Origin of the sequence: Asticcacaulis sp., assembly GCF_051956075.1 — a bacterium.
In the GTDB taxonomy this organism is placed as follows: Bacteria; Pseudomonadota; Alphaproteobacteria; order Caulobacterales; family Caulobacteraceae; genus Asticcacaulis.
Genome location: NZ_JBQCGA010000060.1, coordinates 199,055 through 214,266 on the forward strand (window position 1 = coordinate 199,055; position 15,212 = coordinate 214,266).

Annotated in this window: 11 protein-coding genes; 7 read left to right on the forward strand and 4 right to left on the reverse strand. The window is 61.4% G+C overall.

The features are described from left to right. Positions 1-171: 171 nt before the first annotated feature. The 3 genes from ACTHLA_RS16225 to ACTHLA_RS16235 all read left to right on the forward strand — a co-directional run bounded on the left by ACTHLA_RS16225 (position 172) and on the right by ACTHLA_RS16235 (position 6,826). Positions 172-2,220 carry a TonB-dependent receptor domain-containing protein gene (locus ACTHLA_RS16225; protein ID WP_440191776.1) on the forward strand — a complete coding sequence of 683 codons (2,049 nt, stop codon included), beginning with the start codon at positions 172-174 and terminating at the stop codon, positions 2,218-2,220. A 240-nt stretch (positions 2,221-2,460) separates the two neighbouring features. Then, positions 2,461-4,662 carry a phosphoenolpyruvate--protein phosphotransferase gene (gene ptsP / locus ACTHLA_RS16230; protein WP_440192015.1) on the forward strand — a complete coding sequence of 734 codons (2,202 nt, stop codon included), beginning with the start codon at positions 2,461-2,463 and terminating at the stop codon, positions 4,660-4,662. A gap of 49 nt (positions 4,663-4,711) precedes the next feature. Next, entirely contained in the window at positions 4,712-6,826 is a 2,115-nt protein-coding gene (locus ACTHLA_RS16235; protein WP_440191779.1) for a protein-disulfide reductase DsbD family protein, read from the forward strand. Positions 6,827-6,834: 8 nt separating this feature from the next. On the opposite strand, the gene ACTHLA_RS16240 is transcribed toward ACTHLA_RS16235, so the two are convergent. Then, positions 6,835-7,356 carry a hypothetical protein gene (locus tag ACTHLA_RS16240; RefSeq protein ID WP_440191782.1) on the reverse strand — a complete coding sequence of 174 codons (522 nt, stop codon included), beginning with the start codon at positions 7,354-7,356 and terminating at the stop codon, positions 6,835-6,837. A gap of 78 nt (positions 7,357-7,434) precedes the next feature. Then, the gene (locus ACTHLA_RS16245) at positions 7,435-7,605 is read right to left on the reverse strand and encodes a hypothetical protein (protein WP_440191785.1); all 171 of its coding nucleotides are present in this window, start codon (positions 7,603-7,605) and stop codon (positions 7,435-7,437) included. Between the two features lie 155 nt (positions 7,606-7,760). Here ACTHLA_RS16245 and hisS point away from each other — a divergent pair, with 155 nt between their 5' ends. Together hisS and ACTHLA_RS16255 are read left to right on the forward strand one after the other, a co-directional pair. After that, positions 7,761-9,230 carry a histidine--tRNA ligase gene (gene hisS / locus ACTHLA_RS16250; RefSeq protein WP_440191788.1) on the forward strand — a complete coding sequence of 490 codons (1,470 nt, stop codon included), beginning with the start codon at positions 7,761-7,763 and terminating at the stop codon, positions 9,228-9,230. A gap of 454 nt (positions 9,231-9,684) precedes the next feature. Then, positions 9,685-11,802, forward strand: coding sequence for a M13 family metallopeptidase (locus ACTHLA_RS16255; protein WP_440191791.1), 2,118 nt, complete (start codon positions 9,685-9,687; stop codon positions 11,800-11,802). A gap of 102 nt (positions 11,803-11,904) precedes the next feature. Here the strand turns inward: ACTHLA_RS16255 and ACTHLA_RS16260 are convergent, their stop codons facing one another. After that, positions 11,905-12,261 carry a response regulator gene (locus tag ACTHLA_RS16260; RefSeq protein ID WP_440192018.1) on the reverse strand — a complete coding sequence of 119 codons (357 nt, stop codon included), beginning with the start codon at positions 12,259-12,261 and terminating at the stop codon, positions 11,905-11,907. A 126-nt stretch (positions 12,262-12,387) separates the two neighbouring features. On the opposite strand from ACTHLA_RS16260, the gene ACTHLA_RS16265 reads away from it, so the two are divergent. Beyond that, the gene (locus tag ACTHLA_RS16265; protein ID WP_440191794.1) at positions 12,388-13,287 is read left to right on the forward strand and encodes an N-formylglutamate amidohydrolase; all 900 of its coding nucleotides are present in this window, start codon (positions 12,388-12,390) and stop codon (positions 13,285-13,287) included. 218 nt (positions 13,288-13,505) lie between these two features. On the opposite strand, the gene ACTHLA_RS16270 is transcribed toward ACTHLA_RS16265, so the two are convergent. Then, on the reverse strand, positions 13,506-14,297 hold the full coding sequence (locus ACTHLA_RS16270; RefSeq protein WP_440191797.1) for a DUF599 domain-containing protein: 792 nt from the start codon (positions 14,295-14,297) through the stop codon (positions 13,506-13,508). Positions 14,298-14,476: 179 nt separating this feature from the next. On the opposite strand from ACTHLA_RS16270, the gene ppa reads away from it, so the two are divergent. Beyond that, positions 14,477-15,013, forward strand: coding sequence for an inorganic diphosphatase (gene ppa, locus ACTHLA_RS16275; RefSeq protein ID WP_440191800.1), 537 nt, complete (start codon positions 14,477-14,479; stop codon positions 15,011-15,013). The last annotated feature ends 199 nt before the right edge of the window (positions 15,014-15,212 follow it).

Here is a 15,212-nt window from a genome sequence, read left to right on the forward strand (position 1 = left end):
ATAATGTCCAAATTTTTCTAAGAGCTGAGGCAATATATCATCGTTTGTCATTAGCAAAAAGGCCTGTTACACAAGGATATAATCCCCCTCGCCGCAAAATCGGCGAGGGCTCCAGTCTTAACAAAAAGTTAATTCACCTTAAACGCCGCATAAAGCGGCGGGAGGGACGTCATGCGCAGATCGCATCTGCCCGTCATGCTTCTGGCGCTTGCGCCTCTGGTCGCTCATGCTCAGGACGCCGGTACGACCATCACGGTCGAAGGCAAGAAAAGGCCGGTCAAAAAGGCCATCGATTCCACGACCTATGATGTCTCGAACAGCCCAAAGGCCGCCAACGGCACGGCGCAGGACGTGCTGCAAGCCGTTCCCGGCGTGTCGGTGACGGCGGACGGCCAGATTTCGGTCAAGGGGCAGTCGCAGGTGACGGTGCTGATCGATGGCAAGCCCTCGGCGGTGATGTCGGGACCAGACCGCGCCGTGGCGCTGCAAACCATGAACGGGTCCGACATCGCCAGCGTCGAGGTGATCACCGATCCGTCCGCCGCGTATAACGCCAATGGCGGCGCCATCCTCAACATCGTGCTGAAAAAGAACCGTAATCCCGGCGCGCGCGGCAGTTTGCGCGCCGCGGCCTCCGATCAGGGACTGTGGAATGTCGCCGCCTCAGGCGATGCCACACGCGGCAAAATCAGCATCCACGCCAGCGCCGCCTTCCGTCGCGACGGCACGCTCAAATACCGCGGCTCAAGCCTGCAATGGCGCAATCTCCTGACCGGTGAGACCGGCGCGACGCGGCAAAGCTCGGAGGTCTTCATCCGGAGAATCGTCGAAAGCGCCAGCCTTGGCTTCGATGACGATCTCAGCGATAAGGACACGCTGAGCTTTGCGACGAACTACCATTTCCGCCGCTCGCGCCCGTGGTTCGACGAACTGAACCAGCGTTCTGACGGCGAGGCGTTCCACCGTATCTCCTACGGTCCTAACCAGCAGTCGGATGGCGCCGCCAGTCTGAGCTTCAGCCATCAGGGCGAAGCGGCGCTGAAACTGTTTGCGCAAAGCTCAGCCACCATCGCCCTGGTCGATAAATCCTATCACAATGACTGGCTGACGCCTGTGCAGCCGGCGGATTATCACCACGGCCTGAGCAAGTCGGCGAAACGCCTTAACGAGGTCAGCGCCGACTGGAGCCGACCGGTGGCGGGCGGACAATGGGGGATCGGCGCCGATGCGCAGAACGAGGTCAACGACCTGACGAATTATCAGGCGGCCATCGACCCGGCGACCGGCGCGGAGACGCCGGACGCCAATGTCAGCAATCGTTTCCGCGTCGCGACCGAACTGAACGCCGCCTATGTCACGCGCCGTTTTGATGCCGGACAATGGCAGGTTCTGCTGGGCGCGCGTTTTGAGGCCATGGCGTTGCGTCTGACCTCCACCGGCTACGCGCACGACACGGACTGGGCGGCGCTCAATCCCAGCCTGAATGCGCAGTACGCCCTCGCCAAGACGGACAAACTGACCCTCAGCTATCGCCGCAGTCTGCAACGGCCCGACCCGGAGGATCTCAACCCGTTCACCACCTATCTCGACGCGCAAAACCGGGCGCGCGGCAATCCCGATCTCAAGCCGCAAATCCTGACCGCCTACGAGGTGAACGAGGACCATGACGGCGATCATATCAGCCGGGGATTCGGCGTCTTCTACCGCGTCAGCCGCGATACGGTGGTCGAGACGCGCCGCATTGAAGACGGCGACATTCTGCTGACCACGAAACAGAATGGCGGTCGCGCCCGTTCATATGGCGCGACGGGGTCGCTCGACTGGACGCCGAATGACGTCTGGAGCCTGCGCAGCGATATCGGCGCCTATCATGTCAGCCTGACGACGCCTGATCTCGACGGGCCCGTGCGGCAAAACGCCGTGTCCGGCTATCTCAATCTCAATCTCAGCTATAGCAAGGGCCGCGACAGCGTGTCGCTCGATGGCCACGCTCAGTCGGGCGGGCTGTGGCCGCTGGGGCAATATGGCCCGACGCAAAGCGTGAACCTGAGCTGGACCCGGCGCTTAAGCCCGCGCTTCAGTCTCACCGTCAACGCCAATGACATTTTTGACGGCAACAAGTCGGTGACGCGCATGGATGCAGCCACCTTCCATACGCGCGGCTACAACCATTTCGTGGCGCGGCGCCTCTATATCGGCTTCATGCGCAGGCTGGGCTGATCTCGCGCCGCGTTTCAAATTGTTAAGCCGTTGTGATAATAACCCTATCGTGACTTGCGTAAGGCTGGCGCCAGCGACTAGACACCGGCCACAAAGCGACACAGATTAAGGACGCATGGCTTTTTTCATGCGAAAGGGGATGCAGTGGTCAGCAAGGACAGCGGCACAGAGCAGGTCACGAAAGCGCCGGGGCTGACGCCGCGCGGCCAGCGCGGCCTGCTGCGCCAGATCCGTGAGACCATGGAGGAAGGCCAGTCGGCCCAGTCGCGCCTCGATACGGTGCTGCGCATCATCGCCTCGTCGATGGTGGCTGAAGTCTGTTCGATCTATCTGCGCCGCACCTCGGAAGAACTGGAGCTGTTCGCCACCGAAGGCCTGAACGCCGACGCCGTGCATAAGACGCGCATGCGTCTCTCAGAGGGTCTGGTCGGCGAGGTGGCGCGGCTCGGCCAGCCGCTGAATCTGATGGACGCGCCTGCGCATCCCAGCTTCTCCTACCGGCCTGAAACCGGCGAAGACCCCTACAAGTCTTTCCTTGGCGTGCCGCTCCTGCGCGGCGGACGCACCATCGGCGTTCTGGTCGTGCAGAATATGGCGCAGCGCCGTTATGAGGATGAGGAGGTCGAAGACCTCCAGATCATCGCCATGGTGCTGGCTGAAATCGTCACGGCGGGCGAACTGGTCGGGCTTGAGGAACTTAAGGACATCGAGCTGGCGCCGTCGCGCTCGGAGCGGCTGAAGGGCTCGATCTTCGCGGACGGTCTGGCGCTCGGGACGGTGGTGCTGCATGAGGTGCCGGTGGCGCCCGATCATCTGCTCAGCGACGACGCCATCGCCGAAGAGGCGCGCCTGCTTTACGCCATCGACAAGCTGCGCGCCCAGATCGACGAGATGTTCGAGGGCCAGCACGGCCTGGCCGGGCCGACCTTCGACGTGCTGGAAACCTATCGCATGTTCGCCCACGACCGCGGCTGGGTGCGCAACCTGACCGAGGCGGTGCGCAACGGCCTGACCGCCGAGGCTGCCGTCGAGCGTGTGCGCAACGAGCAGCGCGCCCGGCTCAACAGCGCGCGCGACGCCTATATGCGTGAGCGGCTGCATGATCTTGAAGACCTGGCCAACCGCTTGCAGCGCGTACTGGCGGGCAAGAACACCGCCAAGCGCGAAATCCCTGAAGACGCCATATTAGTCGCGCGCGATCTCGGCCCCGCTGATCTGCTCGAATACGACCGCAGCAAGCTGAAAGGCATCCTGCTCGAAGAAGGCTCGTCCTCCAACCACGCGGCCATCGTGGCGCGCGCGCTGCAAATCCCCTGCGTCGGGCGTTTGCAGGCCTTGCGCGATCGGGTGTCGCAGAACGATGTGGTGATCGTCGATGGCGAAACCGGCGAGGCGTACCTGCGCCCGCGCCCGGACATTATCGACGCCGCCGTCGCGCGCATGGATGTGCGCGCTCAGCGCCGCGCCGAATTCGTCAAGATCAAGGATCAGCCCGCCATCACCAAAGATGGAAGGCGCATCACCCTGCTGATGAACGCCGGTCTCGAATTCGACATCGAGATCATGAACGAGACGGGCGCCGAAGGCATCGGCCTGTTCCGCACCGAATTTCAGTTCATGGTGTCGGACGATCTGCCGCGTCTCAACCGTCAGACTGAGCTTTACAAGCGCATCATGGACGGCGCGGGCGAGCGGCCCGTCACCTTCCGCACACTCGATCTCGGCGGCGACAAGATACTGCCCTATATGGAGATGGAGCGCGAGGAGAACCCGGCGCTTGGCTGGCGCGCCATCCGTATGGGGCTGGACCGTCCCGCCCTGCTGCGCATGCAGTTGCGCGCCCTGATCACGGCGGCGGCGGGCCGGGAGCTACGCATCATGCTGCCTATGGTCGCCTCTATCGACGAATTCCGTCAGGCGCGTGAAATGGTCGATATCGAAATGGCCTGGGCCAAGCGGCGCGGTCGCCCTTTGCCCGCCCTGTTGCGCGTCGGGGCGATGATCGAATGCCCGTCGCTTTTGTTCCACCTCGACGCCCTGTTGCCGCTGGTCGATTTCGCCAGCGTCGGCACCAACGACCTGACGCAGTATCTGTTCGCCGCTGACCGCACCAATCCCAAAATGTCGGATCGCTATGACCCGCTGTCGCCGCCCATGTTGCGCGCCCTGTCGGTGATCCAGAAGGCCGCCGAGGAGTCGGGGACGCCGGTGTCGGTGTGCGGTGAAATCGCAGGCCGCCCGCTCGAAGCCTTTGTGCTAATTGCTCTGGGCTTCAATCGCCTGTCTATGCCGCCCGCCGGTCTCGGCCAGGTCAAGCGTATGATCCTGTCGTGCGAGTGCGAAAATGCGCGTAAGGCCATCGAGAAACTGATGACCTCGTCCAACGGGAGCCTGCGCAACGAAATCCTGTCCCTGGCGCGCAAGCTGAATCTGGAGATGTAGTCAGCGCCGCGCTATTTCGCGATTTTTGCTGTCACCGAACCGCCGATCCATGCGTATATGTCCAGAAGCATCTGGAGACGGAACCTTGCGATACTGGCGGATTTTTCTGGCGGCCCTTTTCATCCTGACCGGCGCGCAGGTCGCCCATGCTGAAGGCGCGCAATCCGCCCATATCACCGCCCGCCTGATCGCCGCGTCGCAAACCGTTCCGCAGGGCGGCGAGGTCAGGATTGCGCTCGACTATACGGCGGCGAAGGGCTGGCACACCTACTGGATTAATCCGGGCGACACCGGGCTTGCGCCGGTGTTCCACTGGAATTTGCCCGATGGCGTGACGGTGGGCGATATCGACTGGCCGACGCCGGAAAAGCTGCCGGCCTTCGGCCTGATGAGCTATGGTTATGCGGGCGAAACGGTGTTGAGCCTGCCGCTGCGCAATACATCCAGATTGACGGCGGGCGAGACGCTGCCGATTAAGGCGCACGTCGATTTTCTGGTCTGCGCCGATGTCTGCGTGCCGGAAAGCGTCGATGTCGCGCTCGATCTCAAAGTCGGTCCCAAGACAGCGAGCGACGACGCGGCGAAAATCATGGCCGCGCAGAAGGCCTTGCCCAAACCGTTGAGTCAGCCGGGACGCATCGACCTGAAGGGCGATAGGGTCGAAATCGGTTTCGTAGACGCCTATGATCCGCATTTCGACGACCCGCGCGGCGCCTGGTTCTTTCCGCTGCAATCGGGCGTGATCAGCGCTCCGTCGGAGCAGGCGGCCGATGTCGGCGGCGGCGGTTTCGCCCTGCGCATGAAGGCGGGCGCCGCCGCCCTGCCCGAAGGGCCGTTGGCGGGCGTGCTCAAATTTGCCGATGGGACCGCCTACAGGGTCAATCTGGAGCGCGGGCCTTTGTTGCCCGGCATGCACGGCCTTGGCGCGCCCGCCGCTGTGCAGAAAACGTCGGCGTCCGGCGTCGTTCTGGCCATGTTGGCGGCGTTTGTCGGCGGTCTGATTCTGAATCTGATGCCGTGCGTCTTCCCGGTCCTGTCGATGAAACTGCTCGGTCTGGCGCGCGCGCATCACGACACGAAGGTTGCGCGCGCGGAGGCGCTGTTTTACGGCGTCGGCGCCGTTCTCAGCTTCGTGCTGCTGGCGGGCGTTCTCGAAGCGGCGCGCAGTCTCGGCGCCTCGCTCGGCTGGGGTTTTCAACTGCAAAGCCCGTACGTCGTCGCTATTCTGGCCGTGGTCATGCTGCTGGTGGCGCTCAACATGTCCGGCCTGTTCGAGATCGGTTCGTCTCTGCAAGGGCTTGGCGCCAGTCATCTCGACCAGAGCCGACCGCGTCTGTCCGCGTTTCTGACCGGCGTACTGGCGGTGGTGGTGGCGGCGCCCAGCACCGCGCCCGTCATTGCGACCGCCATAGGCGTGGCGCTGGCGCAGGGCGGGCTGACGGCGTTTCTCATCTTCGTCAGTCTCGGCCTCGGCTTCGCCCTGCCGTTCGTCGCCCTGACCTTTGTGATCGCCTATGCGCCCGGAGTCGCCAAAGCCTTGCCGAAACCGGGCAAATGGATGGACCGGCTGAAACAGGGCCTGTCTGTGCTGATGTACGCCGCCGCCCTGTGGCTGGTTTGGGTGTTCGCGCAACAGGTTGCATTCGGCGGCCTGGTCCTGCTGGTTCTGGCGCTGGTTCTGGTCAGCATCGGCGTATTGCGCGTCCCGCTGCCGCACTGGGTCAAGCCGGTGGTGCTGGCCGCAGGCGCCGCCCTGTGCCTGTTCGCCGCCAGCCTGCCGCGCGCGGCGAAGATTCAGTCCATGCCGTCAGGTCTGGCGCCGCACCGCGATTTCAGCCTCGATACGCTGGCGCAACTGCGCAGCGAGGGCAGGCCGGTGCTGGTCGATCTGACCGCCGCCTGGTGCGTGACCTGCAAGGTCAATGAGCGGTTGGTGCTGACCACGCCCAAGTTCGAAGCGGCGCTCAAGGCCACCGGCACGGCCTATATGGTCGGCGACTGGACCAATCAGGATGCCGAGATCACCCGCTATTTAAGCCTTTATGGACGCTCCGGCGTGCCGCTTTATGTCTATTACGGCGCGCACAACGCCGCGCCGCAGATCCTGCCGCAAATTCTGCATACCGACGATGTCGTCAGGCTGATGGAGGCGGGGGCGAAATAGTCAGGCGCTCAGGCGTCCTTACCGAACTCCGCCACGCAGTCGAGGCCGGAATCGACCGTGTCCGGCGTAACGATCACGTCGATATTGTCACGCAGCAGAAGGTCGGTATTGGTCAGAGCCTGGGCCAGATCGGCGTCGCTGGCCGCGCTTTTCAGATCGTTGACCTTGTTGGCGATGTCGCGCGATACGCCAAGCAGGATGCATTTCAGATCGCGATCCGTGCCGCGCTTTTTCAGATCGACATGGCCTTTGAGATCGCCCGCCGACAGATTTTGCAGCCTTTGCAGATAGGTCTGAAAGCGCGGCGTAGCGCGCAGGGCCAAGGTGGGCGCCTTGTTGAAATCCTGTGTTTCGGCGCGCAGGGCGTTGGCGTCCTGAACCAGTCCCGCATAAAAGGGTTCATGCGAGATCGGATCTGTGGCGGTCCTGCCTTCTGCGACGCGCACGACCGCTGCGGGGCAGGCGGCGCCGACCAGATCGGCGGGCGCAGCGCCGCGCAGCATCAAAGCCAGGGCGATTGAACAATCCATGACGGCGCTCCTTCAAAAACGATGAAGCGCAGTTTGCCGGAATTCAGGCGCCAATGGGTTAACGCTGTGAAGCCGATATCACTGATAAGCGACGTGCTGCGATAAGCTGGGATGGCATTGAATGCCGACTTCACAACCCGTTTCAAAGGTTGAGTACGCCCAGCCGATCACGGCGGCCCCGATTGTGACTAGCGCAATGGCGACAAGAAAGTGCGAAAAGGTTTCTCGCGCATGAGAATGCTTACGCATGGCATATCCTCCTTAATGCAGAATTCATGATAACGCCGTTCTTCCGTATTGACCACCCCTCGGAACAAAAAATTGACGCATTCGTCAGAATTTTGCACTCAATGGACCTTGAGCGAGGCCTTGTAAGCGGGCGCGCCTTGGTTTAATCGCCGCATATGAGCGACAGCACCCCCAATTTCCGCCCCGAAGCCCGCAGCCCCAGGGGCTTCGCCGACAAGCGCGCAACCCAGATCGCTATCGAGCGTCGTCTGATCGAGACCGTGTCGAAAGTGTATGAGGACTTCGGCTTTGAGGCGCTGCAAACCCCGGCCTTTGAATACGCCGATGCGCTTGGCAAGTTCCTGCCAGATTCCGACCGTCCCAATGTCGGCGTCTTCGCCTTGCAGGACGATGACGAACAATGGATGGCGCTGCGCTACGACCTGACTGCGCCGCTGGCGCGCTTTGCGGCGCAGAACTGGGACGCCCTGCCCAAGCCGTTCCGCCGCTACGCCTATGGTTCGGTGTTTCGCAATGAAAAGCCGGGGCCGGGTCGCCTGCGCGAATTCATGCAGTGCGACGCCGATATCGTCGGTTCAGATCGTCCCGAAGCCGACGCCGAAATGATCGCCCTGGCGGTCGCGGGTTTCAAGGCGCTCGACGTTCCGACTCGTCTCCGCATCAATAACCGCAAACTGCTCAACGGTCTGCTCGGCAGTCTCGGCGTTGTCGAACCGGGCCAGCAGCTTGGCGTACTGCGCGCCATAGACAAGCTAGACCGGTTTGGCCTTGAAGGCGTGCGCCTGTTGCTGGGCGCGGGCCGTAAGGACGACAGCGGCGATTTCACTAAGGGCGCCATGCTGCCCGAAGCGGCGATCCAGCCGGTGCTGGATTTCGTCAGCGCGGGCGGCGCTGCCACGCGCGCCGATGTGCTGAACCGCCTCGCCGGCGTGCTGGCCAACTCGCCGGAAGGGCAGGCGGGCGTCGAGGATCTCGGGCGCATTAATACGGCGCTGGCCGCGATGGGCGTGGCTGAGGACGCCGCCATTTTCGATCCGGGCATTGTGCGCGGTCTGGAATATTATACGGGGCCGGTATTCGAGGCTGAACTGCTGTTGGAGACGCGCGACGATAAGGGCCATGCGGTCGCTTTCGGTTCGGTGGGCGGCGGCGGGCGTTATGATGATCTGGTCGCGCGCTTCACCGGCCAGAGCGTGCCGGCGACTGGCTTCTCTTTTGGCGTGTCGCGCCTGGCGGCGGCCCTGGCTTTGGCGGAAGGCGGCGGAGTCGAGAAGGTGCGCGGCCCGGTGGTCATCATCAACTTCTCCGAAGCCGATATGGGCGAATATTTCAAACTGGCCGCGGAGATTCGCGCCGCAGGGATTCCGGCGGAAGTCTATCTTGGCCGTTCCGGCATGAAGGCGCAGATGAAATACGCCGATCGGCGATTCTCGCCCGCCGCCGTCATGGTGGGCGGCGATGAGTTGGCGGCGGGGACGGTGACGATCAAGGATCTCGATCTCGGTCGCGAAATGGCGTTGCAAATAAGTGACAATAAGACCTGGCGCGAAGGGCGACCCGGCCAGGTCACCCTGCCGCGCAACGAAGCGATTAAACATCTGAAATCCATAGTGGAAAGTGTTTGACAGCGCTGTCAATTCCGCTGTGATTTATCACCTGTTTAGTTGGGCCTGTAACCAGCCTGCCGTAGGGGCAAAATAATTTTGACACATTGATCGAAAACAAGTTGACACCTGTGGCGAAAACCTGTTTTCTCCGGCCTCAAGAGAGCGGAACTTCCCCGGAGAGAGGAAGTCAGCTCCTGGCGTTTCGGGGAGGAAACGCTCGCTTAAAATGCAAATAGATAGACCCGCCGGACGATATCCCCTCCGGCGGGTTTTCTTATGGATTTTTCGCCACAAGAGCGTTGCAAATCTGACACCGTTGTCAAATCGCATCGGGGACGCAATGGTTGCCATTGCGACAAGATTACCAAAAATTCATGATGCAAAACCGTTAAGCTGTATCAATCTCGACGCCAATTCGCCGTCCGGCTTGCGGACGACTCCATCCTGCACCGCTCAATCTCATGGGGGCTCCATGCGCTTTCGTACTCATCTGCTCACCACCGTTCTGCTGGCCGGGCTTCCTTTGGTCGCCAATGCCGAAGTCGTCTCGCACGATGTGCCGCAGCCCTATGCCGCTCACAGCCTGATGGCGGATGTGACGGACGGCGCGACCGACGCCGACCGGATGGCGGATCTGGCAAGAACCTATGGAAGCTGGGGTTTCGACGTGTCGGGCATGGACACATCGGTCAAACCGGGCGATAATTTCTATGAATACGCCAATGGCGCAGCTCTGAAGAAGCTGGTCATACCCGGTGACCAGCCCGGCTACGGCAGCTTCAACAAACTGGCTGATCTGTCCGATCTGCGGCTCAAGACGCTGATCCAGACCCTGGCGGCGCGCAGCGACCTCAGCGGCGAAGATCTCAAGATCGCCGACCTCTACCGCAGCGCCATGAACCGCGACGCCGTCAATGCGCTGGACGCCAAACCGTTGCAACCGGCGCTCGACAGGATCGCCGCCATCGCCAGCAAGGACGATATGGCCGCCTATATGGGATCGACGGCTTCGACCTTCGGCTCGGCCCTGTTTGGCCTGTCCGTCTATGACGACGCCAAAAAGCCCGGCTTCTACGCCTTGCAGATCGGGCAGGGCGGGCTCGGCCTGCCGGACCGCGACTATTATCTTCAGCCCAATTACGCCGACAAGCTGAAAGCCTATCAGGCCTATATCGCCGATATGCTGAAAATGGCCGGTTACGCCGACCCAGACAAAAACGCCGCCGACATCGTGGCGCTGGAAACGGCCATCGCCAAGGTTCACTGGACGCGCATTGAAAGTCGCGACGACACCAAGACCTATAACCCGATGGCGTTGAGCGACCTCAACGCCTATGCGCCGGGCTTTAACTGGGACGGTTTTTTCAAGGCCGCCGGGGTGTCGCAGGCGCAGAAGGTGATTGTGGCGCAAAACACAGCCTTTGCGCCGGAGGCCAAGATCTTCGCCGATACGCCGCTGGCGACGCTGAAGGCCTGGGAAGCCTTCCACACCATCGACCAGGCGGCAGCCTATCTGTCTGACCGCTTCTATGACCGGCGTTGGGCGTTCCGCGGCACGGCGCTGTACGGCATCAAGGAGCAACGTCCGTTGTGGAAGCGCGCCGTCTATATCGTCGATGGCAATATGGGCGAGGCGCTGGGCAAACCCTATGTCGCGCAGTATTTCCCGCCGGAATCCAAGGTGAAGATGGAGGCTCTGGTCTCCGACCTGCTGGCGGCGATGAAGGCGCGCATTGAGAACCTGACCTGGATGTCGGACGCCACCAAGGCCAAGGCGCTCGACAAGATCGAGCACTTTGGCGTCAAGATCGGCTATCCCGACCACTGGCGCGACTACACGGCCTTGCAGATCGCGCCGGACGATCTTTACGGCAATATTGAACGCTCATCAGCGTTTGAGTGGGCTTATCAGGTGTCGCATATCGACCAGAAGATCGAGCCGTGGGTATGGGAGATGACGCCGCAGACGGTCAATGCCTACTATTCGCCGACCAAGAACGAGATCGTCTTCCCCGCCGCCATCCTGCAACCGCCCTTCTTCGATCCTAAGGCCGACGATGCGGTCAATTACGGCAGCATCGGCGCGGTGATCGGCCACGAAATCACCCACGGTTTCGACGATCAGGGCCGCCATTATGACGCGACCGGCAATCTGGTTGATTGGTGGACTGCGGAGGACGCGGCCAAGTTCGACGCCCAAACCAAGGCGCTGGGCGCGCAATATGACGCCTATGAGCCTTTACCCGGCGTGCATATTCAAGGCGGGCTGACCATGGGCGAGAACATCGCCGACATGGGCGGTCTACTGGTGGCGATGGACGCCTATCACAAGCACATGAACGGCCAGACCGCGCCGGACATTGACGGCTTCACGCCGGAGCAGCGCCTGTTCCTCGGTTTCGCGCAGGTGTGGCAGTCGAAATATCAGCCGGACTTCATCAAGTTCATCGTCGCCTCGGACCCCCATTCGCCGGATGAATTCCGCGCCATCGGCGCCGTGCGCAACAATGACGCCTGGTACAAATCCTTCGACGTCGAACCGGGCCAGACCTACTATATCGCGCCCAAGGATCGCGTCCGCATCTGGTAGGCGGCGCAGGCGCGCCACCGCCCAAAATGTCCAACGCCGCCGCGCTTGCCCAGCGCGGCGGCGTTATTATCTGAGCGGGTTCAATAAAACCTGTGCGGTGAACTACGCCGCGATCAGGCGTTCAACTTCAGTGACGATCTCACGCAGGTGCACGGGCTTTTCCAGCACCTTGGCGTTGGGCGACGCCTTTTTGGCGTTGAGCGCGACCGCGGCGAAGCCGGTGATGAACATGATTTTCAGATCGGGCTGACGCTCGGCGGCGCGCTTGGCCACTTCGATGCCGTCGGCGCCGGGCATGACGATGTCGGTCAGCAGCAGGTCATACGGCCCGTTGTCCAGCGCCAGAATGGCGGTGTCGCCATCAGGGCAGCTCACCACCTCATAGCCCGCGCGCTGCAAGGCGCGCGACAGAAAGCTGCGCACGGAATCCTCATCTTCGGCGAGCAGACTCTTCTTCATCGGATCGGACATGAAAGGCCCCGGAAAGCTTATAGTTTATACCTGCGGCGAGGTTTGTCATCATGTTTGCCGCCGGAGTGTAAATTAGGGATGAAGACGTGGCAGGAATGTCCTACTAAAGTTCTAATGAACACGCTTTCTCCCCAGCCCTCTGCGGTAAAGCCCTGGCAGGCGGTCCACAGGCCCGACGACGCGGTCACCGTGATTGCGCCCGACGCGCCGTGTCCGCTGGTGTACAGTCTGCCGCATTCGGGGCGCATCTATCCAGACAGTTTCGTCGCCGCCTCCCGTCTGTCGCCGGAGGCTTTGCGCGGCAGCGAGGACGCCTGGGTGGACGCGCTGGTGGCGCCGGAAGCGCAGGGCGTCCATGCGGTGATCGCCCATTATGCGCGCGCCTTTTGCGACGTGAACCGGCATCCGCTGGAGCTGGACGCCCGGCTGATCCGGGGAGAGTTGCCCAAGTCGGCCCTGTCCTTGAGCGCGCGGGTCAAGGCTGGTTACGGCGTGATCGCGCGTCGCCTGAGCGCCGATCAGGACATTTACCACCAGCCGCTCGATATGGACGAGGTCAATCAGCGCCTCGACCTGATCCATCGCCCGTATCACGAGGCTCTATTGACCGCCTTGCTTCGGGCGCGCGAAGCGGCGCGTCAGCAGGGGCGCAACGCCATCCTGATCGACTGGCATTCCATGCCGGGCATGGCGCTGAGCTATCTGGGCGAGGCGCCGCGTCCCGACATCGTGCTGGGCGACCGGCACGGCGCCAGTTGCTCATCCGCCCTGGTGCGGCATGTGAAGCGCTTTTTTGAGGCGAAGGGTCTGCGTGTCGGCGTCAACAAACCGTTCGCGGGCGGTTATATCGTCGAGCATTACGGCCGACCGTCTGCGGGCATGGAGGCGTTGCAGATCGAGATTCACCGCGCCATCTATATGGACGAAGCGTCCCTTCGCCTGAATGCGGATGCGCCGCGGCTACAGGCTGTGTTCGTTGCGCTGACCGCAAGTCTCATGGACTTTAACGGCTAAAAATGCGCAAAAAAAAGCCGCGCACTCGGCGCGGCTAAAGTTTACAGGGAGGAAACGCCCAGGAAGGGCATCGACGCCATGGGCGTCGAACACCTGAAAATTACGCTGCGACGCAAAATAACTCAAGCGCAAAATGTCACAGATGCGATCACGTATCGTTACAATCACGTCAAGTATATAGCTTTGATCGTGAAAAGTACGATCAAGAACGCACGTTCTTAATTTTGCAGCGCATTATTTACGGGTTTCGCGTCGCCGGACTGGATCGGTCGCGTCGGCGTCGGATAGGGATGCGCCTCCAGGAGTTCGCGCAAACGGCGCAGGCCTTTTGCCGCGCGTGATCGCGACTGACGCCAGCCAAGCAGGGCGACCGCGCCGACGCTGGCCAAAATCAGGGCCAGCGGCCCAAACAGCCAGGCGCCCGCCGCCAGTGAGAAGTAGTAGCTGCGTACGCCCTGGGAAAAATTCGACATGGCCGGTTCGATAATGTCGCCCATCGCCGCGCCGAAATCGCGCGCCGTCTCAGGGTCCATATTATCGGGCAGCGAGCCGAAGGCGGCGGCGCAGTAATTCATCTGACGCAGCGACCAGATGAAGTTTAAAAGGCCGCGTGTCAGGCAGATCAGCACCAGGGCCAGCTTGAATTGCAGAATGTGCGGCGAAGACACGTCGATGCCGAGCGCCTGCGCGGACTGCATGGGAATCTGGCCGCCGAACAGCACGCCCGCCACCGCCGCAATCAGCAGGAGGTTGGCCGAGGAAAAATTGGTCGCCGAATTGACGGCGTGCGCCATCAGGTTGGAATCGTAAAGTTTAAAGCCACGGATGACCATTTCGTTCATCCAGGTCTGGCGCACGACGCTCAGGTCCTTGACGATCAGACCAGCCTTTTTCGACAAGATGCGCACGATGGACTCATAGCCCAGCCAGCATATAACGAAGATGGCGAAGGCCAGCAGATCCAGCGGACTGCGCAGGAGGTTGGTGAACAGGGCGCTGAGAGCGGTCATGGAGCCTCACGAAGGATGGCGGGAATCGTCGGACGATTCTAACCGTTCGCGCGGCTTTATGCGACAGGCGCGTCGGAAATCGTCATAAAGATTGACCGCCCGTGTCCATTCTCGCTTGTGCGAAGGGCGGCGAGCCCTTATGACAATGGCCAACTTGTCGTTAAAACTCGAAAAAGATCATGAATATCGATAAAATTTCCGTCGGTCCCAACGCTCCCTGGGATCTCCACGCCGTCATCGAGATTCCGCAGGGCGGTATGCCCGTGAAGTATGAGATGGACAAGGATTCCGGCGCCCTGTTTGTGGACCGCTTCCTGTACACCTCGATGTTCTATCCGGGCAATTACGGCTTTATCCCGCACACCCTGGCGGATGACGGCGATCCGTGCGACGTCATGGTGGTCGGGCCGACGCCGGTTTATCCGGGCGTCGTGATCCGCTGCCGTCCGATCGGCGCGCTGGTGATGGAAGACGAGGCGGGCCGTGACGAAAAGATTCTGGCCGTGCCCGTGGACAAACTGCACCCCTATTACACCAATGTCGCCAGCTATCGTCAGATGCCGCAGATCATGATCGAGCAGATCACGCACTTCTTTGCGCATTACAAGGATCTGGAAAAGGGCAAGACCACCAATGTCATCGGCTGGGTCGAACCGGAAGCCGCCGCGCAACTGATCCGTGAGGGCCAGGAGCGTCTGGCGCAGAAGATCGGCTGAAGCGCAGTTAAACTATCTTGACGCGACCCGTTTCAGGGTTATCAAAGGCTGGCGGAAACGCCAGCTTTTTTTATGAATGCGGCGGTGAGGCAAGGCCGCTTTTTATAGGTGCGTGGGAAATTTGCGCTATTATTAGAATGAAGCAGCCGAAGATAGCGTTATCATGAAATTTTTTACTTTATTCGTCGCCTTGACAGGA

What these genes read in the sequence shown, in the direction of transcription:
- ACTHLA_RS16260 (WP_440192018.1), bottom strand. Translation starts at nt 12,261, where the DNA reads ATGAAGAAGAGTCTGCTCGCCGAAGATGAGGATTCCGTGCGCAGCTTT.
- hisS (WP_440191788.1), top strand. Translation starts at nt 7,761, where the DNA reads ATGAGCGACAGCACCCCCAATTTCCGCCCCGAAGCCCGCAGCCCCAGG.
- ACTHLA_RS16225 (WP_440191776.1), top strand. Translation starts at nt 172, where the DNA reads ATGCGCAGATCGCATCTGCCCGTCATGCTTCTGGCGCTTGCGCCTCTG.
- ACTHLA_RS16270 (WP_440191797.1), bottom strand. Translation starts at nt 14,297, where the DNA reads ATGACCGCTCTCAGCGCCCTGTTCACCAACCTCCTGCGCAGTCCGCTG.
- ACTHLA_RS16245 (WP_440191785.1), bottom strand. Translation starts at nt 7,605, where the DNA reads ATGCGTAAGCATTCTCATGCGCGAGAAACCTTTTCGCACTTTCTTGTC.
- ACTHLA_RS16235 (WP_440191779.1), top strand. Translation starts at nt 4,712, where the DNA reads ATGCGTATATGTCCAGAAGCATCTGGAGACGGAACCTTGCGATACTGG.
- ACTHLA_RS16240 (WP_440191782.1), bottom strand. Translation starts at nt 7,356, where the DNA reads ATGGATTGTTCAATCGCCCTGGCTTTGATGCTGCGCGGCGCTGCGCCC.
- ptsP (WP_440192015.1), top strand. Translation starts at nt 2,461, where the DNA reads ATGGAGGAAGGCCAGTCGGCCCAGTCGCGCCTCGATACGGTGCTGCGC.
- ppa (WP_440191800.1), top strand. Translation starts at nt 14,477, where the DNA reads ATGAATATCGATAAAATTTCCGTCGGTCCCAACGCTCCCTGGGATCTC.
- ACTHLA_RS16255 (WP_440191791.1), top strand. Translation starts at nt 9,685, where the DNA reads ATGCGCTTTCGTACTCATCTGCTCACCACCGTTCTGCTGGCCGGGCTT.
- ACTHLA_RS16265 (WP_440191794.1), top strand. Translation starts at nt 12,388, where the DNA reads ATGAACACGCTTTCTCCCCAGCCCTCTGCGGTAAAGCCCTGGCAGGCG.